This is a genomic window from Amycolatopsis sp. NPDC104587 (genome assembly GCF_055583645.1).
The window spans coordinates 1-23,002 of the sequence record NZ_JBVJNO010000016.1 but is presented as its reverse complement, the minus strand read 5'-3'; the positions used below and the strand labels follow the sequence as shown (position 1 = coordinate 23,002).

Annotated in this window: 19 protein-coding genes and 1 pseudogene; 13 read left to right on the top strand and 7 right to left on the bottom strand. The window is 70.5% G+C overall.

Annotation, left to right across the window (positions count from 1 at the left end; all coding sequences use genetic code 11):
* Positions 1-130: 130 nt before the first annotated feature.
* Positions 131-1,366 (bottom strand): MFS transporter, encoded by a 1,236-nt coding sequence (locus ACZ61C_RS38755; protein ID WP_465312905.1) that lies wholly within the window; start codon positions 1,364-1,366, stop codon positions 131-133.
* A gap of 149 nt (positions 1,367-1,515) precedes the next feature.
* Between ACZ61C_RS38755 and ACZ61C_RS38750 the strand changes: the two genes are divergently transcribed.
* Entirely contained in the window at positions 1,516-3,150 is a 1,635-nt protein-coding gene (locus ACZ61C_RS38750; RefSeq protein WP_465312904.1) for a cation:proton antiporter, read from the top strand.
* On the opposite strand, the gene ACZ61C_RS38745 is transcribed toward ACZ61C_RS38750, so the two are convergent.
* Positions 3,131-4,030 carry a TIGR03564 family F420-dependent LLM class oxidoreductase gene (locus ACZ61C_RS38745; RefSeq protein WP_465312903.1) on the bottom strand — a complete coding sequence of 300 codons (900 nt, stop codon included), beginning with the start codon at positions 4,028-4,030 and terminating at the stop codon, positions 3,131-3,133. The two genes, ACZ61C_RS38750 and ACZ61C_RS38745, sit on opposite strands and share 20 nt — an antisense overlap.
* 116 nt (positions 4,031-4,146) lie before the next feature.
* Here ACZ61C_RS38745 and ACZ61C_RS38740 point away from each other — a divergent pair, with 116 nt between their 5' ends.
* A complete protein-coding gene (locus ACZ61C_RS38740) occupies positions 4,147-4,644 on the top strand; it encodes an OsmC family protein (protein WP_465312902.1) in 498 nt (165 codons plus the stop codon).
* Here ACZ61C_RS38740 and ACZ61C_RS38735 read toward each other — a convergent pair.
* Entirely contained in the window at positions 4,641-5,927 is a 1,287-nt protein-coding gene (locus ACZ61C_RS38735) for an adenylosuccinate synthase (RefSeq protein ID WP_465312901.1), read from the bottom strand. The two genes, ACZ61C_RS38740 and ACZ61C_RS38735, sit on opposite strands and share 4 nt — an antisense overlap.
* Positions 5,928-6,005: 78 nt before the next feature.
* Between ACZ61C_RS38735 and ACZ61C_RS38730 the strand changes: the two genes are divergently transcribed.
* From ACZ61C_RS38730 to ACZ61C_RS38695, 8 genes are all read left to right on the top strand, one after another.
* Positions 6,006-6,686, top strand: coding sequence for a hypothetical protein (locus ACZ61C_RS38730; RefSeq protein WP_465312900.1), 681 nt, complete (start codon positions 6,006-6,008; stop codon positions 6,684-6,686).
* 140 nt (positions 6,687-6,826) lie between these two features.
* The gene (locus tag ACZ61C_RS38725; protein ID WP_465312899.1) at positions 6,827-7,465 is read left to right on the top strand and encodes an HNH endonuclease family protein; all 639 of its coding nucleotides are present in this window, start codon (positions 6,827-6,829) and stop codon (positions 7,463-7,465) included.
* Positions 7,466-7,599: 134 nt separating this feature from the next.
* Entirely contained in the window at positions 7,600-9,207 is a 1,608-nt protein-coding gene (locus ACZ61C_RS38720) for an ABC transporter substrate-binding protein (protein WP_465312898.1), read from the top strand.
* Positions 9,204-10,157, top strand: coding sequence for an ABC transporter permease (locus tag ACZ61C_RS38715; RefSeq protein ID WP_465313120.1), 954 nt, complete (start codon positions 9,204-9,206; stop codon positions 10,155-10,157). Before ACZ61C_RS38720 ends, ACZ61C_RS38715 begins: the two co-directional genes overlap by 4 nt.
* Positions 10,158-10,200: 43 nt before the next feature.
* On the top strand, positions 10,201-10,989 hold the full coding sequence (locus ACZ61C_RS38710; protein ID WP_465313118.1) for an ABC transporter permease: 789 nt from the start codon (positions 10,201-10,203) through the stop codon (positions 10,987-10,989).
* Positions 10,986-12,536: a dipeptide ABC transporter ATP-binding protein gene (locus ACZ61C_RS38705; protein ID WP_465312896.1), complete on the top strand. Its 1,551-nt coding sequence runs from the start codon at positions 10,986-10,988 to the stop codon at positions 12,534-12,536. The genes ACZ61C_RS38710 and ACZ61C_RS38705 overlap by 4 nt, the downstream gene beginning before the upstream one ends.
* Positions 12,537-12,604: 68 nt before the next feature.
* Positions 12,605-13,498, top strand: a complete 894-nt coding sequence (locus tag ACZ61C_RS38700; protein ID WP_465312895.1) for a glycosyl hydrolase family 18 protein — start codon at positions 12,605-12,607, stop codon at positions 13,496-13,498.
* A 16-nt stretch (positions 13,499-13,514) separates the two neighbouring features.
* The gene (locus ACZ61C_RS38695; protein WP_465312894.1) at positions 13,515-14,621 is read left to right on the top strand and encodes a glycosyltransferase; all 1,107 of its coding nucleotides are present in this window, start codon (positions 13,515-13,517) and stop codon (positions 14,619-14,621) included.
* Positions 14,622-14,642: 21 nt separating this feature from the next.
* Here the strand turns inward: ACZ61C_RS38695 and ACZ61C_RS38690 are convergent, their stop codons facing one another.
* On the bottom strand, positions 14,643-16,520 hold the full coding sequence (locus ACZ61C_RS38690; protein ID WP_465312893.1) for an FAD/NAD(P)-binding protein: 1,878 nt from the start codon (positions 16,518-16,520) through the stop codon (positions 14,643-14,645).
* 786 nt (positions 16,521-17,306) lie between these two features.
* Here ACZ61C_RS38690 and ACZ61C_RS38685 point away from each other — a divergent pair.
* A complete protein-coding gene (locus ACZ61C_RS38685; protein ID WP_465312892.1) occupies positions 17,307-18,566 on the top strand; it encodes an MFS transporter in 1,260 nt (419 codons plus the stop codon).
* 318 nt (positions 18,567-18,884) lie between these two features.
* The gene (locus tag ACZ61C_RS38680) at positions 18,885-20,054 is read left to right on the top strand and encodes a sensor domain-containing diguanylate cyclase (RefSeq protein WP_465313117.1); all 1,170 of its coding nucleotides are present in this window, start codon (positions 18,885-18,887) and stop codon (positions 20,052-20,054) included.
* Here the strand turns inward: ACZ61C_RS38680 and ACZ61C_RS38675 are convergent.
* Both ACZ61C_RS38675 and ACZ61C_RS38670 read right to left on the bottom strand, forming a co-directional pair.
* Positions 20,051-20,695 (bottom strand): TetR/AcrR family transcriptional regulator, encoded by a 645-nt coding sequence (locus tag ACZ61C_RS38675; protein WP_465312891.1) that lies wholly within the window; start codon positions 20,693-20,695, stop codon positions 20,051-20,053. The genes ACZ61C_RS38680 and ACZ61C_RS38675 overlap by 4 nt on opposite strands.
* 80 nt (positions 20,696-20,775) lie before the next feature.
* Positions 20,776-21,186 (bottom strand): DUF3151 domain-containing protein, encoded by a 411-nt coding sequence (locus ACZ61C_RS38670; RefSeq protein ID WP_465312890.1) that lies wholly within the window; start codon positions 21,184-21,186, stop codon positions 20,776-20,778.
* 235 nt (positions 21,187-21,421) lie between these two features.
* Between ACZ61C_RS38670 and ACZ61C_RS38665 the strand changes: the two genes are divergently transcribed.
* Entirely contained in the window at positions 21,422-22,609 is a 1,188-nt protein-coding gene (locus ACZ61C_RS38665; RefSeq protein ID WP_465312889.1) for a hypothetical protein, read from the top strand.
* A 230-nt stretch (positions 22,610-22,839) separates the two neighbouring features.
* On the opposite strand, the pseudogene ACZ61C_RS38660 reads toward ACZ61C_RS38665, so the two are convergent.
* A pseudogene (locus ACZ61C_RS38660) lies at positions 22,840-23,002 on the bottom strand (class II fructose-bisphosphate aldolase); the annotation flags it as partial.

The following is a 23,002-nucleotide window of genomic DNA, read 5'->3' as shown; positions in this document are numbered from 1 at the left end:
AGTTTCAAGACCCCGGTCTTGACTCAGGAAAAAAGGATGCAAAGACCTCTTGCGATCTCCCGCCCAGTTTTTTTGTGGGTGGCCCTGGGGCCCAACCCCCCCCCCCCCCCCCACGACAGCTGCGGCAGGCTCAGGAAGTCGCGGGGCTTTGCTCAGCCGGTGCGGGTTCCCGCGCCGGGGAGTGGCGGCCCGGGCGGACCACCGTCACCGCCGCCGCGCCCAGGGCGCCCACTCCCGCGAAGGCGTAGAAGCCCCACGGGTACGCGATTCCCGCCGTCAGCAGCGCGCCGCCGAGGAGGGGGCCGGAGATCGCGCCGATGCGGCCGATGCCCGCCGACCAGCCGAGGCCGGTCGCGCGGATCGCGTCCGGGTAGATGCGGCCGATGTACGCGTACACCAGCACCTGTGCGCTGAACACGAAACAACCGGTCAGGAACACCGCCGCGTACAGCCCGACCGCGGGCAGCTTCACGCTCAGCAGCGCGAGGAACACCGCGCCCAGGCAGAACCAGACGATCGCCGACGGGCGGATGCCGACGCGGTCGGCGACCCGGCCCGCGACGAGCAGCCCGACGATTCCCCCGACGTTCAGCGTCAGCAGCAGGCTCAGCGCCGCGCCGAGCGGGTACCCGGCCTGGCGCATGATCTCCGGCAGCCAGGTGTTCAGGCCGTACACCAGCAGCAGCCCCATGAACGACGTCACCCAGAACGCGATCGTCGCGCGCAGCAGGCCGCCGCGGAACAGGCCGGCGACGGCGTGCCCGGCCGACCGCTCGGTCTCGCGGACCCGCTGGAACGTCTCGGACTCCGGCAGGAACTTCAGCATCAGCGGGATCAGCACGACGGCCGGCAGCGCCCCGGCGACGAACATCGCGCGCCAGCCCAGCGGCGAGATGAGGACGATGCCCAGCAGCGCCGTCAGCACCGCGCCGACGTGGTAGCCGGTCATCACGGTGGTGGTCGCGCTGCCGGACTTGCCGCGGCGCGCGTACTCCGTGACCAGCGTGATGGCCGTCGGCAGGCAGCCGCCGAGGCCGAGCCCGGCGACGAACCGCAGCAGGCCGAAGACGAACGTCGAGGGCGCGAACGCGCACAGCAGCGTGCACACCGAGAACAGCGCCACGGAGATGATCAGCGACTTCCGGCGGCCGATGACATCGGTGATCGTGCCGATCGCCAGCCCGCCCAGCATCATCCCAGCCAGCCCGACCGTCGAGACGACCGACGCCGTGCCGGGTGTCAGGCCCCAGACGTGGTCGCGGAGGAGCACGGGCAGCACGGTGCCGAGCACGACCAGGTCGAACCCGTCGAGCAGGACGGCGGTCCAGGCCAGGGGCACGACCCAGGAGCGAGCGCCAGGGGACATGGGGAACCTCCGGTTGTGCGTCGGTGCACATGATCCGCACAGGTGTGCGTAGTGCGCACACTCAACCACGGCGACATCGGCGTAAGCCAGGTCACTTCCACTGACCGGAAGCCGAGCACAACGCCGCTCCCTGCGCGAAGATCACGCGCGTGGAGATCCTGACGCTGATGGGCGTGCTCGCCGGATCGTTGGCGCTGACGGCGTTCGCCCGCCGGTACAACCTGTCCGCGCCGCTGCTGGTGGTGGTCGTCGCGCTCGGGGTCGCGCTGATCCCCGGGGTGCCGCGGTTCGAGCTGGAGCCGGAGCTGGTGCTCACGGTCGTGCTGCCGCCGTTGCTCTACTCGACGTCGCTCGAAAGCTCGTTGACGCACTTCAAGAACAGCCTGCGGCCGATCGTCGCGCTGGGCGTGGTGCTGGTCGCGGTGACGGCCGTGGTCGTCGCGTTGGTCGTGCACCTGCTGCTGCCGGACGTGCCGTTCGCCTCCGCGCTGGTGCTCGGCGCGGTCGTGGCGCCGCCGGACGCCGTCACGGCGGTGGCGATCGGGCGCAAGCTCGGCCTGCCGCGGCGGGTGATGACCGTGCTGACCGGCGAAAGCCTGGTCAACGACGCCGCCGCGCTGACGCTCTACAAGGTCGCGCTCGCCGCGGTCGCGGGCACCGCGGGCTCGGCCGGGCACGGGTTCGCCGTGTTCGGCGTGGCGACGGTGCTGGGCATCGCGGTCGGCCTGGCGATCGGCGCCCTCGTCGTGGGGATCCGGCGGCTGCTCGACGACCCGCTGCTCGAGTCGGCGTTCGGGATCATCGTGCCGTTCGGCGCGTACGTCACCGCCGAGCACCTGCACCCGTTCGGCGAGGAGTTCAGCGGGTCGGGGGTTCTCGCCGTGGTCGCCGCGGGCCTCTATCTGGGCGCGCGCTCGCTGTACGCGTCACCCGCGACGCGCATGCAGGACAGATCCGTCTGGGCGTCCATCGACGTCCTGCTGGAAGCGCTGGTGTTCGCGCTGATGGGGCTGCAGCTGCCGTTCGTGCTCGACGGCGCCCAGCACGCGGCGCGCGACAACGGCACGCTCGTGCTGGTCGCGGTGGTCGTGCTGCTGGTGACGATGCTGGTGCGCGTCCCGGCGGTGTTCGTCTTCGCCTACCTGCCCCGGGCGATGCGCCTGTTCGGCCGCGGCCGTGCGGCGCCGGCGTGGCGGACGCTGGCGGTGCTCTCGTGGACCGGCATGCGCGGCGTCGTCACACTCGCGGCGGCGGCCGGTGTCCCCGCCGACACGCCGGGGCGTGAAGAGATCCAGCTGTTCGCGTTCGCCGTCGCGATCGGGACGGTGCTAATCCAGGGGCTCACGCTGCCACCGTTGATCCGGGTGCTGAAGGTGCAGGACCCGTCGGAGGCGTCGCGCGACGAAGCCGAGGAGCTCGCCGCGCGCGAGGTCGCGCAGCAGGCGGCGCACGAACGGCTGCGCGAGATCGGCCGCGACCGGCTGGCCACCCTGGACCTGCCGCCCGAGAAGGTCGAACGGCTCAAGCAGCGGCTGGAGCGGCTGATCGACACGCGCTACCGGTTCGCCGAAGCGACGATCAAGCTGTCGGGCGAGGACCGCCCGGGCACGCCACAGGCGCAGTTCGCGAAGGCCCGGAAGGAGCTGCTGATCATCCAGCGCAAGGCGATGATCGAGGAGAACCGCGCGGGCCGGCTTGACGACGAGATCCTGCAGAAGGTGCTGCGCGAGCTGGACCTGGAGGAGCTGTCGGTGACGGCGACCCTCACGAACCGATTGAGCTGACGACCTCCCAGGTCCGTCGGCGCTCTTCGCTGGAGCGGATGCCGGTCTGCGAAACGAGGACGTCGGTGGCGCCTGCGTCGTAGTAACGCTGAAGCCCGGCGAGGACGGTCTTCTCGTCGCCGATGAGCGCGAGGTCGGCGGCGTGGCCGACGCCTTCCGCGTCGAGGATCCGGCGGTACGACGGAATCTGGCCGTAGAAGGACATCTGCTCGACGGCTTTCGCACGGACGGCGTCCGGGTCGTCGGTGACGACGGCCGGGACGGCGGCGATGATCCGCTTCCCCGCCATGGTCGGCACGATCAGCTCGGAAAGCGCTCTCGGCCCGGCGAGGAACGGCAGGGTCCCGTCGGCGAGCTCGGCGGTCACCCGCAGGGCCTGCGGCCCCATGGCGGCGACGATGACCGGGACGTCACCGCCCACAGTGGACGGCCCGGGTACGTGCGCCTGGACGGTTTCGCCGTCGAAGTCGACGGCTTCACCGGCAAACGCGCTCCGGAGGACGGTCAGGTACTCGCGCAGGTGCCGGATCGGCGGCGGGTACTCAACGCCGTAGACGGGACCGAGGAAGCCTTTCGAGCCGAGCCCGATGCCGAGGGTGAAGCGCCCTCCGGCGGCGGCTTGGGCGGTCTGCGCGGCACCGGCGACGAGCAGCGGGTGGCGCGGGTAGGTGGGGACGACGGAGGTGCCGACCTCGATCCCGGGCACTTCCCGCCCGGCCAGCGCGGCGACGGTGATGGCGTCCTGGCTGAGGGGGAGCTGCGAAAACCAGACGGACTTCAGCCCGGCGTCGGCGGCTTGCCGGGTCTGGGCGAGGAGTTCGTCGACGAGGTTCGGCGCGGACTCGGTATCGCCCGAGGGGAGCGTGACTCCGATGGTCATGATCCCAAGCTAACGAGTGACGCCGGCGATTTCCGGCTTCCCAGGACTTGAGAACCCGAGCGAAGCCCTCGAGATTCGCCCACCCTGGGCGAACTGCCGATCACCGAGGAGCACCCATGTCGCTGACCGACGTCATCGAAGGAACCCGCCGGGCCGTCGACGCCGACCCGCACAACGCCGCCGTCTCCTTCAGTGTTGACCACACCCTGAAGCCCGGCACGAAAACCGAAGTCGAGGTGAAGGTCCGCGACCACAGCTTCACCGTCGACGAGCCGCCCGCGCTCGGGGGGACCGACCAGGCCGCGAACCCCGTCGAGTTCGCGCTCGCCGCCCTCGGGTCGTGCCAGGTGATCACCTACCAGTTCTGGGCGGCGAAGCGCGGCATTCCGCTCGACTCGATCAAGGTCATCGTCGACGGCGACCTCGACCTTCACGGCTTCTTCGGCTTCTCCTTCAACACCCGCCCCGGTTTCGGGGACGTGCGGGTGTCCGTCGAACTGGAAGGGCCGGCGAGCCGGGAGCGCTACGAAGACCTCAAGCGTGAGGTCGACGAGCACTGCCCGGTGCTCGACCTGTTCCGCAACGAGACGCCGGTCAGCACCAAACTGACCTAGACGAACTGGTGCCGCACGATCGTCTGCTCACGGCCCGGGCCCACGCCGATCGCCGAGATCCGGGCGCCCGACAGCTCCTCCAGGCGCTCGACGTACGCGCGCGCGTTCGCCGGGAGCTCCTCGAACGTGCGGCACGCCGAGATGTCCTCGAACCAGCCCGGGTGCTCTTCGTAGATCGGGATCGCGTGGTGGACGTCGGTCTGGGTCATCGGCATGTCCTGCGTGCGGAAGCCGTCGACCTCGTAGCCGACGCACACGGGCACCTTCTCCAGGCCGGACAGCACGTCCAGCTTGGTGAGGAAGTAGTCGGTGATGCCGTTGACGCGGACCGCGTAGCGCGCGATCACCGCGTCGAACCAGCCGGTGCGCCGCGAGCGGCCCGTCGTCACGCCGAACTCGCCGCCCTGCTTGCGCAGGTACTCGCCGGACTCGTCGTGCAGCTCGGTCGGGAACGGGCCGGAGCCGACGCGGGTGGTGTACGCCTTGAGGATGCCGAGCACCGTGGTGATCCGGCCCGGGCCGATGCCGGACCCCGCGCTCGCGCCGCCGGACGTCGGGTTCGACGACGTCACGAACGGGTACGTGCCGTGGTCGACGTCCAGGAGCGTGCCCTGTGAGCCCTCCAGCAGCACCGTCTCGCCGCGCTCGAGGGCCTGGTTGAGCTGCAGCCGTGTGTCGGCGATGCGGTGCGCGAACTTCTCGCCGGCGCTCAGCACCTCGTCGGCGACCTCGTTCGCGTCGAGCGCCTTGCGGTTGTAGACCTTCACCAGCACCTGGTTCTTGAACTCCAGGGCGGCTTCGACCTTCTGGCGGAAGATCTTCTCGTCGAGCAGGTCCTGCACGCGGACGCCGACGCGGGCGATCTTGTCCTGGTAGCAGGGGCCGATGCCGCGGCCGGTGGTGCCGATCTTGCGGCTGCCGAGGTAACGCTCGGTGACTTTGTCGATGGCCACGTGGTACGGCATGATCAGGTGCGCGTCGGCGGAGATCAGCAGCTTGGACGTGTCGACGTCCCGCGCTTCCAGCCCCGAAAGCTCTTCGAGCAGCACACCCGGGTCGACCACCACACCGTTGCCGATGACGTTGGTCACGCCGGGCGTGAGGATCCCGGACGGGATGAGGTGCAGGGCGAAGTTCTCGCCGTTCGGCAGCACCACGGTGTGCCCGGCGTTGTTGCCACCCTGGTAGCGGACGACCCACTGGACCCGGTCACCCATCAGGTCGGTGGCCTTGCCCTTGCCTTCGTCCCCCCATTGGGCACCGATGAGCACGATGGCCGGCATGTGACACTCCAAGGTGTTCGACGACGTGAGGTTTAGTGTCCCGGACGGACACCGGTGGCGCTGAGGAAATGCCGGTGCATGACTGTAACGGAGGTCCCGCGGGTGCGCGGACTAGTGGTGGCCTGTGGTGACTCGGCGGCCGGCTTCGAAGAAGTCGATGACGTCGAATCGATCCGCGTGCCCAGCCGCCCCGGCAAGGCGGAAATCGACCCCTTGCTGGGCGAACACGATCACCTGGTGGTGTCCGGCACCGACGCGGACCTGGCCGCGGTCGTGCTGAGGCTGCTGCGGAAGGACGCGATCTCGGGCGTGTCGGTCGGGTTCGTGCCGGCGGCGCCGGACTCGTCGGTCGCCGCGCTCTGGGGCCTGCCGAAGTCGCCGCTGCAGGCCCTCGCGCTCGCCCTGCGCGGCGACGTCGACCCGGTGCCGCTGATCCGCGACGACGTCGGCGGCGTGCTCGTCGGGCGCGGGCTGCTGCGGCTGGTCCGCGGCGTCGCCTACTGCGACGAGCAGGTCGCGCTGCGCGGGCCGGCCGCGTCGATCGAGGTGACGCCGGACCCCGGCGGCCCCGGCCTGGCCGTGCGCGTGGTGAAGGGGACGATCTTCAAGCGGCCGACCACGCTGTACTCGCGCGCGTTCCAGATCGGCTGCATCCCGACGCGGCCGGTCAGCGACGACGTGGTGCACGAACGCGCGGTGAACAAGTGGACCTGGTACCGGCACACCGAGGATCTCCGCTTGGTTCGCGGGGCGGTCTGACCTGGCACTTTCACCCACGCGTGCGCGCGCGGACACGCAGCGTTCACGAACGGGCAGCAACATGTCACCTATACGTGTTGCACTCGCCACTCCCGTGTATCAGGGTTAGCTGTCCCCACACCTGACACGGAGGCAGCAAAATGCCAACCAGGCGTGCTGTTCGTCATTCCTTGACCGTTCTCGCGGCCACCGCCGTGCTCTCCGGGACGCTGGTCAGCGTCGCCGAAGCCACCCCGCCAGGCATTCCGTCGACAACAACGGCGAAGTCCGAGCTGGCGTCCCTGACGGTCAAGGCCGACGGGTCGCAGACCGGCTACAGCCGGGACAAGTTCCCGCACTGGATCGACCAGGGCAACGGCTGCAACACCCGCGAGGTCGTCCTGAAGCGCGACGGCACGAACGTGCAGGCCGGCTCCGACTGCGCGCCGACGTCCGGCTCGTGGTTCAGCCCGTACGACGGCGCGACCTGGACCGCCGCGTCCGATGTGGACATCGACCACGTCGTGCCGCTCGCGGCCGCGTGGCGCACCGGCGCGTCGGTGTGGACGACCGCGCAGCGCCAGGCGTACGCGAACGACCTCACCGACCCGCAGCTGATCGCCGTGACGGACAACGTCAACCAGGAGAAGGGTGACAAGTCGCCCGACCAGTGGAAGCCGCCGCTCACCAGCTACTGGTGCACCTACGCCAAGATGTGGACCGCGGTGAAGTACAAGTTCAAGCTGACGATCAGCACCGCGGAGAAGAGCGCGCTGACGGACATGCTCGGCCGCTGCTGATCCCGGCCCCCGAGTCAAGGGGGAATCCGCGCGGTGCCAGGTGATGGGACCGCCGTTCGCTCCGTGAGACGGCCTCCAGCGCGGAACTAGCGTCGCGCTCGAAGACGCAACCGCTCCCCGCTGGAGGCCGTCCGGTGTCCCCACTCTTCCGCGCCCGCAACGCCGCGGCCCTGCTCGCCCTGCCGATTTTGCTAACCGCCTGCTCCGCCGCCGGCACCGAGCAGGCCGACGCCGGCCCGCCGAAACCCGGCGGCACGCTGCGCCTCGGCATCTCCTCGGCGCCCGACTGCGTCGACCCGCAGCAGACCGCCACGAACGCGTCCATCAACGTCGCGCGCCAGCTGGTCGACTCGCTGACCGACCAGGACCCGAAGACCGGCGAGATCAAGCCGTGGCTGGCCGAGAAGTGGGAGATCAGCGCCGGTTCGACGGCGTTCACCTTCCACCTGCGGCCCGGCGCGACCTTCTCCGACAACAGCCCGGTCGACGCCGCCGCGGTGAAGACCAGCTTCGACGGCATCAAGGCCCTCGGCACCAAAGCCCAGCTCGGCTACGGCTACCTCGCGGCGTACAAAGCGTCAACGGTCGTCGACCCGCAGACCGTGCGGATCGAGTTCTCCTCGCCCAGTGCCCAGTTCCTGCAGGCCAGCTCGACGATGTCGCTCGGCGTCCTCGCGCCCGCCGCGTTCAAGAAGACGCCGGAGCAGCGCTGCCAGGGCAACGGCCTGATCGGCTCCGGGCCGTTCGTCTTCGAAAGCCTCAAGCAGAACCAGGAGATCGTCCTGGCCAAGCGCAAGGGCTACGCGTGGGGCTCGTCGCTGTTCGAGCACCAGGGTGAGGCGTACCTCGACAAGATCGACTACAAGATCGTGCCGGAGCCCGGCGTCCGCACCGGCAGCCTCGCGTCCGGCCAGCTCGACGCGGCCACCGACATCCAGCCGGTCGACGAGCCGCAGTTCGCCGGCAACGGCTTCACCGAGAACATCCGGCCGAACCCCGGCGTGGTGTTCAACCTGCACGCCAACACCGCCCGCGGGGTGCTGGCCGACGAGAAGGTGCGCCAGGCCGTGCTCAAGGGCGTCGACCGCACCGAGGTCGTGAACACCGTGCTGACGGCGAACTACAAACCCGCCACCAGCATCCTCGGCTCGGCGACGCCGTTGCACAGCGACCTTTCGCGGCAGCTCGCGTACGACCAAAAGGGCGCGGCCGCGCTGCTCGACGGCGACGGCTGGGCGCCCGGGCCCGACGGGATCCGCACCAAGAACGGGCAGCGGCTGAGCGCGTCCGTCGTGTTCTCGCCGGTGTTCAACCAGAACCGCAGTGTGCTGGAGCTGGTGCAGCAGCAGCTGCGCAAGATCGGCTTCGACCTGCGGATCGAGCAGCACACGACGGCCGAGACCACGCAGATCCAGCTCGCCGGGAACTACGACTTCCTCTGGTACAACGTCACGCGCGCCGACCCGGACATCCTGCGCGGCCAGTTCTCGACGAAGGCGGGCAACCGCAGCAAGCTCGCCCCGGGCAACCCCTTGGACGTGGCACTGGACGCCCAGTCGTCCACTGTGGACAACGCGAAGCGCAAGCCGTCGGCCGACGAGGTCCAGCAGCTGATCGTCGACCACGCCTACGCGATCCCGGTCTTCGAGCTGACCCAGGTCGTCGCGCTGAGCTCGAAGGCGCACGCCGTCGACTTCGAAGCGTCGTCACGGCTGCAGCTGTTCGACGCGTGGCTCTCGTGAGGCGTTACCTCCTCCGCCGGGCCGGGCAGGCGGTTTTTGTGCTGTGGGCGGCGTTCACGCTGTCGTTCCTGATCCTCTACCTGCTGCCGGGTGACGCCGTCTCGGCGAAGCTCGCCAGCGGGGAGGCGGGTTCGTCGGCGACGCCCGAGCAGCTCGCCGCCGCCCGCGCGGAGTACGGCCTCGACTCGCCGTTGCCCGTCCAGTACCTGAAACGGCTGGTCTCGGCGCTGCACGGCGACTTCGGCCGCAGTGTCGCGACCGGCGACGACGCCACGCACATGGTCGTCACGGCGTTGCCGCCGACGCTCGCCGTGACGAGCCTGGCGCTGGTGTTCGCGGTGCTGTTCGGCGGCGGCTCGGCTTTCCTCGGCACGTTCACGCGGTTCCGCTGGCTGCGGCAGGCGCTGTTGTCGTTGCCCTCGCTGGCGATCTCGCTGCCGCCGTTCTGGGTGGGCCTGCTGCTGATCCAGTTCTTCTCGTTCCGGCTGCGGCTGCTGCCGGCGCTGGGCACGCAGGGCTTCGCGGCGGTGATCCTGCCCGCGGTCACCCTCGCGCTGCCGACCGGCGCGATCATCGGCCAGGTGCTGGCGAAGAGCCTGGCCACCCAGCAGGAACAGCCGTACGCGGAGATCGCGGCGGCCAAGGGCGCGAGCCGCTGGCGTGTCCACTTCGGACACCTGCTGCGCAACGCGGCGGTGCCGACGCTGACCGTCGCCGGGGTGGTGGCGGGCAACCTCGTCGCGGGTTCGGTGATCACCGAGACGGTGTTCTCGCGCGACGGCGTCGGCCGGATCACCGCGGCCGCCGTCACCGCGCAGGACGTCCCGGTGGTGCAGGCGGTGATCGTGCTGGCCGCGCTGGTGTTCGTGGTGCTCAACCTGGTCGTCGACCTGCTCTACCCGCTGCTCGACCCGCGCATCGCGCGGACGCCGGAGGTGGCCCGTGGTTGACTTCGCCCGGCCCCCCAAGCCGCACTTTCACGTGAAAGTGCGGATCCCGCCCGGGCTCGTGCTCGCGGTGGTCGTGCTGGCGTTTGTGCTGCTCGCGGCCTTTGTGCCGGGGTTGCTGACCGGGTATGACCCGATCACCGGCGTCCCGGTCGAACGGCTGCAGGGGCCGTCGCTGCACCACCTCTTCGGCACCGACGAGACCGGCCGAGACGTCTATGCGCGGGTGATCCACGGTGCATCACTGTCGTTGCGCGCCACCGCGATCGCCGTGCTCGTCGCGTTGGTCGCGGGCTCGGCGCTCGGCCTGCTGGCCGGGTTCCGCGGCGGCTGGGCCGACACCGCGATCATGCGGGTGGTCGACGTCTTCCTCGCCATCCCGCCGATCCTGCTGTCGCTGGCCCTGGTCACGGCGCTGGGCTTCGGCACGACGAACGTCGCGATCGCCGTCGGCATCGCGAACCTCGCCGCCTTCGCGCGGGTCATGCGCGCGGAGGTGCTTCGGGTGCGAAACGGCGTGTTCGTCGAAGCCGCGCGGGCTTCCGGCGTGCGCTGGTCCGGCGTGTTGCTGCGGCACGTCCTGCCGAACGCGGCGGGCCCGGTGCTCGCCCTGGCGACACTCACCCTCGGCACGGCCGTGCTCGAGGTGTCGGCGCTGAGCTTCCTCGGCTTCGGCGCGACGCCGCCGACACCGGAGTGGGGCTCGCTGGTCGCCGGCGGCCGCAGTTTCCTGGCCACGGCCTGGTGGATGACGACGTTCCCGGGCCTGACGGTCGCGGCGGTGGTCCTCGCCGCGAACCGGCTGTCCCGCGCGCTGGACGGAGGAGACCGATGAGCCTGCTGCGGATTTCGGACCTGGCCGTGTCGTACAAGAAGGTCCCGGCCGTGCGTGACGTCGGCTTCGACGTCGGCGCGGGCGAGGTGGTCGCCGTTGTCGGCGAATCCGGCTCGGGCAAGTCGACCACGGCGCACGCGGCGATCGGCCTGCTGCCGCGCGGCGGCCGCGTCGACGGCGGCTCGATCACCTTCGACGGCCGGGACCTGCTTTCCCTGTCGGACAAGCAGTGGCGCGGGGTGCGCGGGCGCGAGATCGCGCTGGTGCCGCAGGACCCGGCGGTGTCGCTGAACCCCGTGCACCGCGTCGGCGACCAGGTCGCGGAGGTGCTGAAGATCCACGGCCTCGCGGACCGGCGATCCGCCGGTGTCCAGGCCATTGAACTCCTCGAACGCGCCGGTGTCCCCGACCCGTCGTTGAGGGCTCGCCAGTACCCGCACCAGCTGTCGGGCGGGCTCCGGCAGCGCGTGCTGATCGCGTCGGCGCTGGCCGGGCGGCCGAAGCTGATCATCGCGGACGAGCCGACGTCCGCGCTCGACGTCACCGTGCAGCGCCGGATCCTCGACCACCTGACGTCGCTGGCCGCGGAGTCGGGGACGGCGATCCTGCTGATCACGCACGACCTCGGCGTCGCGGCCGATCGTGCGTCGCGGATCGTGGTGCTCTCCCAGGGTTCGGTGGTCGAAGAGGGTTCCTCGGTCGTCAGCGCGCCGACGCACCCCTACACCCGGCAGCTGCTCGCGGCGGCGCCGAGCATGACGAGCGCCTCGCGACCACCCGCACCGGCCGCCGAGCCGCTGGTCTCGGTGCGCGACCTGGCGAAGACGTTCGACGGCGGCATCCGCGCGGTCGACGGGATCTCGTTCGAGGTCCCCCGCGGCCAGACGCTGGCGTTGGTGGGCGAGTCGGGCTCGGGCAAGTCGACGACGGCGCGGATGGTGCTCCGGCTGGAGACCCCGTCGGCGGGGTCGATTTCCTTCGACGGCCAGGACATCACGGCGCTGGCCGGTCCGGAGCTGCGGCGGCTGCGACGGCGGATGCAGATCGTGTACCAGAACCCGTACGCGTCGCTGAACCCGAAGTTCTCGATCGAGGACGTCGTCGCGGAGCCGTTGCGGGCGTTCGGGCTGCCGCGGTCGCAGGTCCCCTCGCTGCTGGAGCAGGTGGCGCTGCCGACTTCGGTGGCGCGTCGCAAGCCGGCGGAGCTGTCGGGCGGCCAACGCCAGCGGGTGGCGATCGCGCGGGCGCTGGCGTTGCGGCCGGACTTGGTGGTGTGCGACGAGCCGGTGTCCGCGCTGGACGTCTCGGTGCAGGCCCAGATCCTGCGGCTGCTGGCCGAGCTGCAGGCGGAGCTCGGGCTGTCGTACCTGTTCATCTCCCACGACCTGGCGGTGGTCCGGCAGCTCGCGGACCAGGTCGGCGTGCTGCGCGAGGGTGCGTTGGTGGAGCTGGGCCCGGCCGCGCAGGTGCTGCACGAGCCGCGTTCGGAGTACACGAAGGAACTGCTGGCCGCCATTCCCGGGCGGTCGGTCCAGGAGGTCGGCTGAGACAGGATCCGGACAGGATTGACGGTGTGTGCTTTTCCCACCACCGCCGGTGACGTATGGTCTGGACCATGCGGAGGATCGGCGTGGCCTTCGTGGCCTTGGTGCTGATGATTTCGGGTGCGGTGCCGGCTTCGGCCGCCGCCGGGCGCAGGGTTGTGGTCTATTACCAAACCATCTACAACGGCTCCACCTACGTCTCGCCGCTGCCGCTGCGGGACGCCGGGGCCACCGACGTCATCGTCGGGGCGATCCACCTCGACACGAACAGTGTGGTGCACCTCAACGACGATCCGCCGAACGCGAGCAAGTTCACGCGGATGTGGCAGGACCTCGCGACCCTGCGCAGCCAGGGTGTGCACGTCCTCGCCTTTGTCGGCGGGGCCGCGGCGGGCAGCTTCCAGCGGCTCGAAACGCAGTTTGACACCTACTACCCGTTGCTGCGGAACCTCATCCGGACGTACTCGCTCTCCGGCATCGACCTCGATATCGAAGAGCACATGTCCAACGGCGCCCTGAACAAGCTGATCGACGCCCTGCGCGCGGACTTCGGCAGCTCGTTCCTCGTCACCCTCGCCCCGGTGGCCACCGAGCTCAGCGGCGGCGGCGGGCTGTCCGGGCTCGACTACGACACGCTCTACCGCGACCGCGGCAGCCAGATCTCCTGGTTCAACACGCAGTTCTACTGCGGCTGGGGCTCGCTTTCGAGCACGTCGGGCTACGACAACATCATCCGCCGGGGTGTGGTGCCGGCGAGCAAGGTGGTCGCCGGGACCGTCACCAATCCCGCGAACTGCAGCGGCTACGTCGCCATGTCGACACTCCAGGCCACCGTCCGGAGCCTGAAGAGCAAGTACGCGGACTTCGGCGGGATCGACGGCTGGGAATACTTCAACTCGCTGCCCGGCGGGACGTCGGCGCCGCAGCAGTGGACGCAGCAAATCGCTCCGGTCGTGAAGGGCTGACCGGTACGCTCGGGCGGTGCGGATCCTCTTCACGTGCCGCCCGGCGTACGGCCACCTGTTCCCGTTGGTGCCGCTCGCGAACGCGGCGCGCGCGGCCGGGCACCACGTCGTGTTCGGCACCGGCGAAGCGTTTGTGCCCCAGGTGCGTGACCTCGGCTTCGAGGTCCACCGCGCCGGGATCGGCATCGGCGAGGCGGAGGCCGAAGCCAAGGAACGGCACGGCGAGGACGCCGGCTTCCTCGACGTCGGCATCACGATGTTCGCCGAGCTGCTGCCGCGCTCGCTGCTCGACGACCTGACCCCGCTGCTGCCCGAGCTGCGGCCCGACCTGGTGATCTACGAGATGAGCGACGTCGGCGCCGGGATCGCCGCGCGCCGGGCGGGCCTCCCCGCGGTCTCGGTCGTGATCGGGCGGTCGATGTCGCCGAAAATCCTGGCCGTCGCCACCGAACGGCTGCGGCCGCTGTGGGGCGCGCTCCCGGCGGACGCGCTGCTCGGCGACGCCTGCGTCGACGTCTGGCCCGACAGCGTCCGCGACCCCGGCACCGCGGGGGTGCCGAAGGTGTTCCGCATGCGCCCGACGCCGTTCGACCCGGACGTCCCGCTGCCCCCGCTCCCGCCGGACGGCTTTGTGTACCTGACGCTCGGCACCGTCGTCTTCGGCGCCCCGGGAGTCCTGCAGAGGGCGATCGCCGCGCTGTCGCGGCTGGACGTCGACGTGCTGGTGGCGCTCGGTCCCGGCGACCCGGCGCTGCTCGGCCCGCTGCCGGACCGGGTGCACGCGGCGGGGTTCGTGCCGCAGGCCGAGGTCCTGAAGCACGCGGGGCTGGTCGTGCACCACGGCGGCACGGGCACGGTGCTCGCCTCGCTCGCCGCGGGCCTGCCGCAGCTGGTGCTGCCCCAGGGCGCCGACCAGTTCGCCAACGCGGACGCGCTCGCCACGCTCGGCGCCGCGAAGTCCCTGGTGGGCGACGCGATCCGGATCCCCGCGATCGAAGCCGCGGTCCAAGAGCTGCTGGACGACCCGAAGCCCCGCGAGATCGCGCGCGGGGTGGCGGCCGAGATCGCGGAGATGCCCGCGCCGGAGCAGGTGCTGGCCGAGCTGGTCGCCACGATGTCGTGAGTGGTAATTCGGGTTAGAACCCTAATTGCCACTCACGAGGGCCAGGATCTCCCGCGCCACGGCGTCGTTCTGCCGGAACGACAGCGCGTTCGTCCGCGGCCGGGTGAAGGCCGCCGCCGAGCGGGCGCTCGTGTGGGGGCCCACCGCGAACCGGTGCGGGTGGGCCTGGCCGGTTCCGTCGAGCAGGCGGGAGTCCGACACCCGCGTGTGGATCCGGCCCGACGGCAGCAGAACCCCCGTCACCGGGTCGGCCACCGTCTCCTCGGCCAGCTCACCCGCGTCGCGCAGCTGCCGGAGCAGGCCGTCCGCCGCGCGGGTCACGCTCGGACCCGGCAGGCGGGCCTCGACCAGCGTCCGCGCCGAAACCGTGCCCGGGTAGCTCGCCGACGACGCCACGAACACGCCGTGCTCCGCCGTCACCGCCATCTCGGCGCCGGCGAACGAGACCACGCCGGCTTCGTGCAAAGCCAGCAGCTCCTCCAGCCGACGCGGCGGCGGACCGCTGGCGTAGTAGGAAAAGAACCCGTGGAACCAGCCGTCCATGTCGGACACCTGGGACGCCGCGTTCAACCGTCCTTTTTGGACCAACGTGGGCAGCTGGGCGTACACCGACAGCAGCGCCATGAACGCGCCCAGGTCGGCGCTGAACTCCCGGTCGGCCCGCCGCGCCAGATCGGCCTCGACGTACTCGCGCAGCTCCTTGCCGAACTCCTCCGCCGAGCCGAACTCGCGGCCCGCCATCGGCCGGTCCAGCCGGTCGAGGTCGAGACGGTCCACTTCGGCGGGCACCGCCCGCTGGACGAGGTCGCGCATGCCCGGCGAGTCCCAGTCCAGGTCCGCGAAGGCGTCGGCGAACACGGCGAAGTCCATCCGCACCCGGTCCGGGTGGCCGGTGAACAGCTCGCTGTAGAAGCCCCAGGCCAGCTCCTTCGCGACCAGCGGCCAGACGTCCGCGCGGAAGTCGAGGGCCGCGCCGGGGAGCTCGTCCATCGTGTACGCGTCGAAGAACCTGGGCAGCCGCAACGGTTTCCCGCGCAGCCGGTAGCCGATCTTCGCGTGGTAGGGCACCCCGCGCCGGGAGCCGACGTGCAGCACCGGCTCGGCGCCGCTCGGGTGGTAGCGGAGGCCGCCGCCGGCCAGCTCCTCGAACCGGCCGCCGCGGCCCTCGGTCAGCAGCAGCATCAGGTCGACGAACGCCAGCCCGAACCCGCGCACCAGCACGGTTTCGCCCGGGGTGATGCCGGAGTAGTCGACGTCGGCGGTGTACCCGGCCGGGTAGTAGGCCAGCCCGTGCCCCGCGGCGAACGCCGCCAGCTCCCGCTCCCGCTCGTCGGGGTCCGCGTCGAGGTGACCGACGGTGAACACCACGGCGTCGGCGCGCAGCGTCGTGCCGTCGGACAGTTCCACCTCGCCACCGTCGACCCGCACCGCGCGCGCCGCGTGCTCGACGACGTCGACCTCGCCGGGCAGGTCGGCGACAACCTTGCGGTACACCCAGGTCAGGTAGGCGCTCTGCAGCCGCCGGGTCGGGAAGTCGAAGCTGTCCAGCGCGGTCAGCTCGGCGACGACGTCCGGGGGCACTTCGGCGTCGAGCGCGCCGTCACGCACCTGGCGCGCCCACTCCAGCAGCGACGGGCCGGGCAGCACCGGGCCGGCCATCTTCACCGAGTCGTCGGTGAACATCGTGACGTCCTCGGGCATGGAGTTCATCCGCAGCAGCGGCGACTGGTCGTGGCGCCAGACCCGGCCGGGCCCGGGCGGGAACGGGTCGATCAGGTGCACCTCGAGCCGGCGGCCGCCGAGCAGCTCCGCGGCGTTCGCGCCGAGCCGTTCGAGGACGCCGACCCCGCGGGGTCCGGCGCCCACGACGGCGAGGCTGAACGGCGGGAGATCGGCCACAAAACCGAAGCTACGCCCGCGTCTGAGCAGGAGAAGGGCGTCTCACAGGGCGGAATTCCGGGTGCGGCCAATCACCACCGGCACCGGCGCCGAATGCCTCCCGCACGTCGGTGAAAGGAGTGGCTTTTGTCCTTCGTCCACCCAGGCGCCCGGGCCTTCGCAGCACGTCCCCGGCCGGGAAGACTTGGCCGGTGAGATCGGCCCGCCGCACCGCGTCCACACCGCGCAGGACGTCGTCGGCACCTACTCAGGGGGAACTGGGCGATCTTCGCCCACGAATGGGCCGATCCGGACGGGATCGACCCGAAGCACTGGCGGGACGTCGTCGAGGCCGCTTCGGAGGCGGCCGGGGTCGACGTCGAGTTCGTGGTCATCCCGCGCTGGTCCCTGACCGTCGTGTTCAACCGGGCGGCCCCGCCCACCTTCGAGCAGGTCCGCGCGTCGGTCGAAGTGATCGAAAAGCACCGGCGCTAGTCCCGCCACCCCGGTAGCCACCTCACCCCGCGCGAGGTGGCTACTTTTGCCTCTGGTCCTGCGCCAACGGGTACGGAATGATCCATTGGTGACTCCTGGGCGACCGGTCAGACACTGCGGGCTATCGTCTGACCCGTTCGGGAAAGCTCCGTGACACCTTCGATACCGGCGAAAGAACCTAGGAATTCACCAACAGTCACGGGACACTGGCTGAGGTAACTCACGTACCGTGACTGCCTCATGACCGACTGGTCGTCTCGTCACCGGCGGTCATGAGAAGGGCGCGGTCTGCACGAGGTCGGGAGAAAACGCATGGCAGCACCGCCGGACCGGGTCACGTTCCGCGAGGTGTTCGGGATCGCCGAGTTCCGGGCACTGTGGTTCGGGGAACTGCTGTCGATCGCCGGTGACCAGCTGGCCCGGGTCGCGCTGTCCATCTTGGTGTTCACCGGGACCAACTCCGCCACGCTGACCGGCCTGACGTACGCCCTGACCTACGCGCCGTCCCTGCTCGGCGGCATCTTCCTCACCGGCTTCGCCGACCGCTTCCCCCGCCGTTCCGTGATGGTGCTGGTCGACGTCCTGCGCGCCGCGCTGATCCTGCTCGTCGCCCTGCCCGGGATGCCGTTCTGGCTGATGTGCGTGCTGGTCGGCGGCGTCTCGCTCGTCAACCCGCCGTTCAAGGCCTCCCAGCTCGCGCTGCTGCCGCAGGTGCTCGAAGGCGACCGGTTCGTCGTCGGCATGGGCATCCGCAGCATGACCGTGCAGAGCGCCCAGCTGCTCGGGTTCGCCGGCGGCGGCGCGCTGCTGATCGCGCTCGACCCGCACGTCGCGCTGGTCATCGACGCCGCCACGTTCGTCCTCTCCGCCCTGTTCATCCGGCTCGGCGTCCGCGCCCGGCCGGCCGCGGCGAGCGGTGAGCAGCGCAAGTCCTTCTTCGCGACGCTCGGCGGTGGCGGCCGGACGGCGTTCGCGAGCTCGCCGCTGCGCACCCTGGTGCTGTTCACCTGGCTGATGGGGCTCCTGCCGGTCTACGAGGGCATCGCGGCGCCGTACGTGGCGGCCTCCGGCGGTGGCCCGTCGGCGATCGGCCTGCTGCTCGCGGCCGACCCGATCGGCAGTGTCATCGCGACGTTCGTCTACACGCGCTGGGTGCCCGCGCGGCTGCGGCCGAAGCTGATCGCCCCGCTCTCCGCGTTGTGCGCGGTGCCGCTGGTGCTGTGCTTCCTGAACCCCGGGCCGGTCGCGTCGATCGTGCTGTTCATCGTCTCCGGCGGCTTCGGCACGGTCTGCCTGCTGCAGGCGACCGCGTCACTGACGCTGGCCGTGCCCGACGAGCAGCGGGCGCAGGTGATGGGCCTGTCCAACACCGGACTGACCACGATGATGGGCGTCAGCCCGCTGATCGGTGGTGTGCTCGCGGATCAGCTGAGCCCGCACGGCACCGTCGGGATTTTCGGCATCGTCGGAGTGGTGCTCACCCTGCCGCTGGCGGCGCTGTGGGCGCGGGCCCTGGCGGGCGAGCCGGAGCGAGGGAACGACAAAGAAGCCGCACGCGCCGAACATGCTTGACATGCCCCGCGCGTGGGCTCGACCTGCGCGACCTTGCGGTGCGCTGTGCGGTCACTGTTCTTTGCCGCGCATCGCTGGCCACCTCTCGTTCCGGTGTCAAAGAAAAAGTACACACCGATTGCCCTTGTGGACAGCTGGCAAACGGTCTGAAACTGTCCGTGAGTACTTTGTCACCGAACATCCGCGCAAGGGGCTGGGGGAAAAATGGTCACATCGGGGGAACAGGGCGGCCAAGACTTGATTTCTCGCGTGCGGGGCTGGGCATTGTGGACACGCCCCCGCGACTGGATCATCGCCACGCTGACCGCCATCACGGTCATGCTCACGTGGACGGCCGTGTCCCTGTTGACCGTGCCGGTCACACTCGCCCAAGTTGGCACGTTTGCGCTGCTCACAGCGTTGGCAGTGACGCAGACGGAGGTCAGCCGGCGGCTGGAGCGCCAGCGCCGCATCCTCAGCCAGGGGCCCTACATCTCGATGACTTCGGTGTGGCTGCTGCCCGCCGGCCTGCTGCTGCCGGCTCAGCTGGTCGCCGCGCTCGGGTTCGTGCTCTACGTGTACCTCGCGTTCCGTAGTTGGTCCGGCACCCGTCCGGGTGAATTTCACCGCGTCGCCGCCAACGCCACGACGATGATCTTGTCGGCGTTCGCCGGGGGTGTTGTGGGTCACATGACCCTCGGCAGCGGCGTCGCGACCGTGACGCTGGCCGGCCTCGCGTTCTTCACGGTCAACACCGCGCTCACCGGTCTCGGCCTCTACCTCGCCGACCCCGAAAACGCGACCCCCGCGTCGTGCCTGGGCACCATGGACGACAACCTGCTCGAACTGTCCACTCTGTGCGTCGGCGCGCTGCTGGTGATGGTGCTCAACGAGGAGCCGCTGCTGTCGGGGCTGGTCATCCTGCCGCTGTACGTGCTGCAGCGGTCCGTGCTGATCAAGCGGCTCGAGGAGCTCGCCACCACCGACCAGAAGACCCAGCTGCTCAACGCCACCACCTGGCAGGACGGCGCGCAGCGCGAGATCTCGCGCGCCGAGCGCGAGCAGGGCAGCTTCGGCGCGATGATGATCGACCTCGACCACTTCAAGCGGATCAACGACACCTACGGGCACCTCGCCGGGGACGACGTGCTCAAGGCGGTCGCCGCCGTCGTCAAGCAGGAGACCCGGGCGCACGACCTGGTCGGCCGGTTCGGCGGCGAGGAGTTCGTCGCGCTGCTGCCCGCGACCTCCAAAGAGGACGCCATCGTCACCGCGGAGCGGATCCGGCAACGGGTCAGCGAGCTGATCATCAGCACCACGACCAACGAAGGCGCGGCCGTCGACATCAAACGCCAGACGGCGTCGATCGGCGTCGCGGCGTACCCGCTCGACGGGGTGTCCATCGAGGCGGTGATGGCGTCCGCCGACGCGGCCGTCTACGCGGCCAAACACGGCGGGCGGAACCGGGTGGTCGGTTCGGTCGCCCTACCCGAGATGGCCGTCGTCTAGCGCAGCCGCTCGATGACGTCGCTCGCCTTGGCCTGCAGGCGGGCGACGCCCCCGACGGTGAACTCGGTGAGCAGGTCGATGAGGGCTTCCTGGTCCGGCGGCGCGCCGTCCCAGGTGGCCTGGACCAGTGACTCGGTCATCGCGAAGAAGAGCGTGACGAGCGCGCGGTCGGCGCGCCCGGAGTCGATGCCGTGCGCGGCCCACCGCTTGCGGCTGGCTTCGGTGTAAACGACGGCCAGCCGCTCCCTCAGGCGGGTGAGGGCGGGGTCGCCCGCGCGCTCGGCCGCGCGGAGCACCCCGTAGGCCTCCGGGCTGTCCGCGACGAAGGTGACCATGTTGGCGTAGTTGGCCCGCGCCCAGGCCCGCAGGCCGGGCTGCGGGTCGGCCACCGACGGGCCCGCGATGGCGGCGAAGGCCCGCTCCTCGGTTTCGGCCACGACCTCGGCGAACAGCGTCGCGCGGTCGCCGAACTGCTCGTAGACGGCCTGGCGCGAGACGCCGGCCTCCCGCGCGATCTGCTCGATCGTCGCGCCCTGCATCCCGTGCTGCCCGACGACCTTCGCCGTCGCCTGCAGCACGCGCGCCCGCTGCTCCCCGACGGGGAGCTTGCGCGGCCGCCCGCGCGGAGCGGGGCTTGCCATGGTGACCACCTCACGTGCCGTGGCTGGTCGTGAGTGGTAATTCGGGTTCTAACCCGAATTACCACTCACGACGCCGGGTGTCACTTCAGGCCGGTGGCTTCCGCGGCGGCGGGGTCGGAGTCGGCGAGGAAGGTGCGGCAGCGGTCGTACTCCTCGGTCTCGCCGATCTTCCCGGCGGCCTTGCCGAGCACGGCCAGCGCGCGCAGGAACCCCTGGTTCGGCCGGTGCGCCCACGGCACCGGGCCGAAGCCCTTCCAGCCGGCGCGACGCAGCTGGTCGAGACCCCGGTGGTAGCCGGTGCGCGCGTAGGCGTACGCGGCGACGGTCTCACCCGCGTCGAAGGCCTTCTCGGCCAGCGAAGCCCACGCCTCGCTGTAGTCGGGGTGTTCGGCGGCGACGGCGGCCGGGTCGTTCCCGGCGTCGAGCGCGGCCTGGGCGGCGGTGTGCTCGGGCAGCAGCGTCGGCTCGGGGCCGAGCAGGTTGTGCGTCATGCCGCCCATTCTGCACGGGGGTCAGAAGAACAGACCCGCGAGAACCCCACCGCCGGCCAGCACCAGCGCGCCGATCAGGACGGCGGCCACAAGTCGTTTCGGCATCATGGCGGCACACCCTGCCAACCCACGCACGCCGAAGGCAAATCGTCCACCCGTAGGGGTGAACCCTGGTTTTGGAGGGCTTTGCCACGGTCTTGGCCCGCTCGTGACCATGACCGGCCATGATGTCCGCATGGCCAAGGCAGTCGACGTCCCCGTGGACGTGATCCCGCGCAGCCCGATCGGCAAGACGCGGCTGTTCTTCACGCGGCACTGGCACCGCGGCGCCCCCGGGCAGCCGACGCCGGAGTGGGTGCTGCGGTTCTGCTACGGGATGTGGCTGGCCGCGTTCGCGTTCAAGCTGGTCGGCTCGTCGTGGGACATGTCGTGGCACTTCATGTGGCTGCGTGACGACCTCGCGCCGCCGCACCTGATCAACACCGTCGGCACGGTGATCATCGTCGTGCTGGTGGCGATCCACAGCTACACGGGCCTCGGCGCCGACAAGACGTCACTGCGCCTGATGCAGACCGGCCTGCTGGTGTTCCTCGTGGCGGCGCCGCTGGACGTCATCAACCACCGCGTCAACGGCCTCGACCTGACCGCGTGGAGCCCGTCCCACATGATGCTCTACCTGGGCACGGGCATCATGCAGGCGGGCGTGCTGCTGGGCTGGCTGCGGCTGTCGCCGCCCGGGCGCTTCCGCACCGGCGTGCTGCTCGTGCTGTGGGCGTTCTTCCTGGAGAACACGTTCTTCCCGAACGGCCAGCAGGAGTACGGCATCCTCGGCCTGCGGGCGTGGGAACGCGGCGCGCCGGAGGCCGAGCCGTCCCTGCTGTCGTTCGCGGCCAACCAGATCGGGCACCCGGTCGACCGGGCCGCGATCCTGCACTTCACGATGCCGATCCCGGAGTGGGTGTACCCGCTGTGGGGCATCGGCGTGATGGCGCTGATCCTGGTCCTGGCCCGCAAGACCCTGGGTTTCCGCTGGTCGGCGTCCGCGGTGGCGCTGGCGTACATCGCGTACCGCGGGGTGATGTGGCCGCTGCTGCTCGGGATGGGCTTCCCCGTGTCGACGATCCCGTTCTACCTGCTGGCGGTGGGGGTGGCGGTCGACTTGGCGTTCGCGATCGGCCGCGGCCACGGGCTGCTGACGGCGGGTGCCGGGGCACTGCTGGTGACGGCGTTCGGCTACGGCGCGCTGTGGCTGCAGTCGCAGTTCCGGCCGTGGGTGCTGGGTGACGCGCACACGGAGTCGGCCCCGCCGGTGGAGTACTGGACGGCGGGGGTGGCGTTGGTGGCGGTGTTCGTGCTGTGGGCGGCGACCGGCCCGGCGTCGCGCCGTGCTCGTCGAGTACGACCCCTTGCCCTTCGACGGTGAAGCAGCCGCCAGGTACGGCACGATGGTCGCCTTGACCCTGGCCGCCGGTCGGTCACCGCGGTCACGGCAACTGGACTTGATGATCGCGGCGATCGCTTCAGCACGGAACCTGCCCCTGTACACACGTAATGCCAAGGACTTCTAGGGTCTCGAGAGTCTCCTCGAAGTCGTCGAGGTCTGAACACGACGAAGGGGCCGCCACGAACCCGTGGCGGCCCCTTCGCGTGCGGCTACTTGAGCTTCGTGCCCGCCGAGCCGAGGGCCTGGCAGGCCTCGACCACGCGCTGGGCCATGCCGGCCTCGGCGGCCTTGAGGTACGAGCGGGGGTCGTAGACCTTCTTGTTGCCGACCTCGCCGTCGATCTTCAGGACGCCGTCGTAGTTCTTGAAGAAG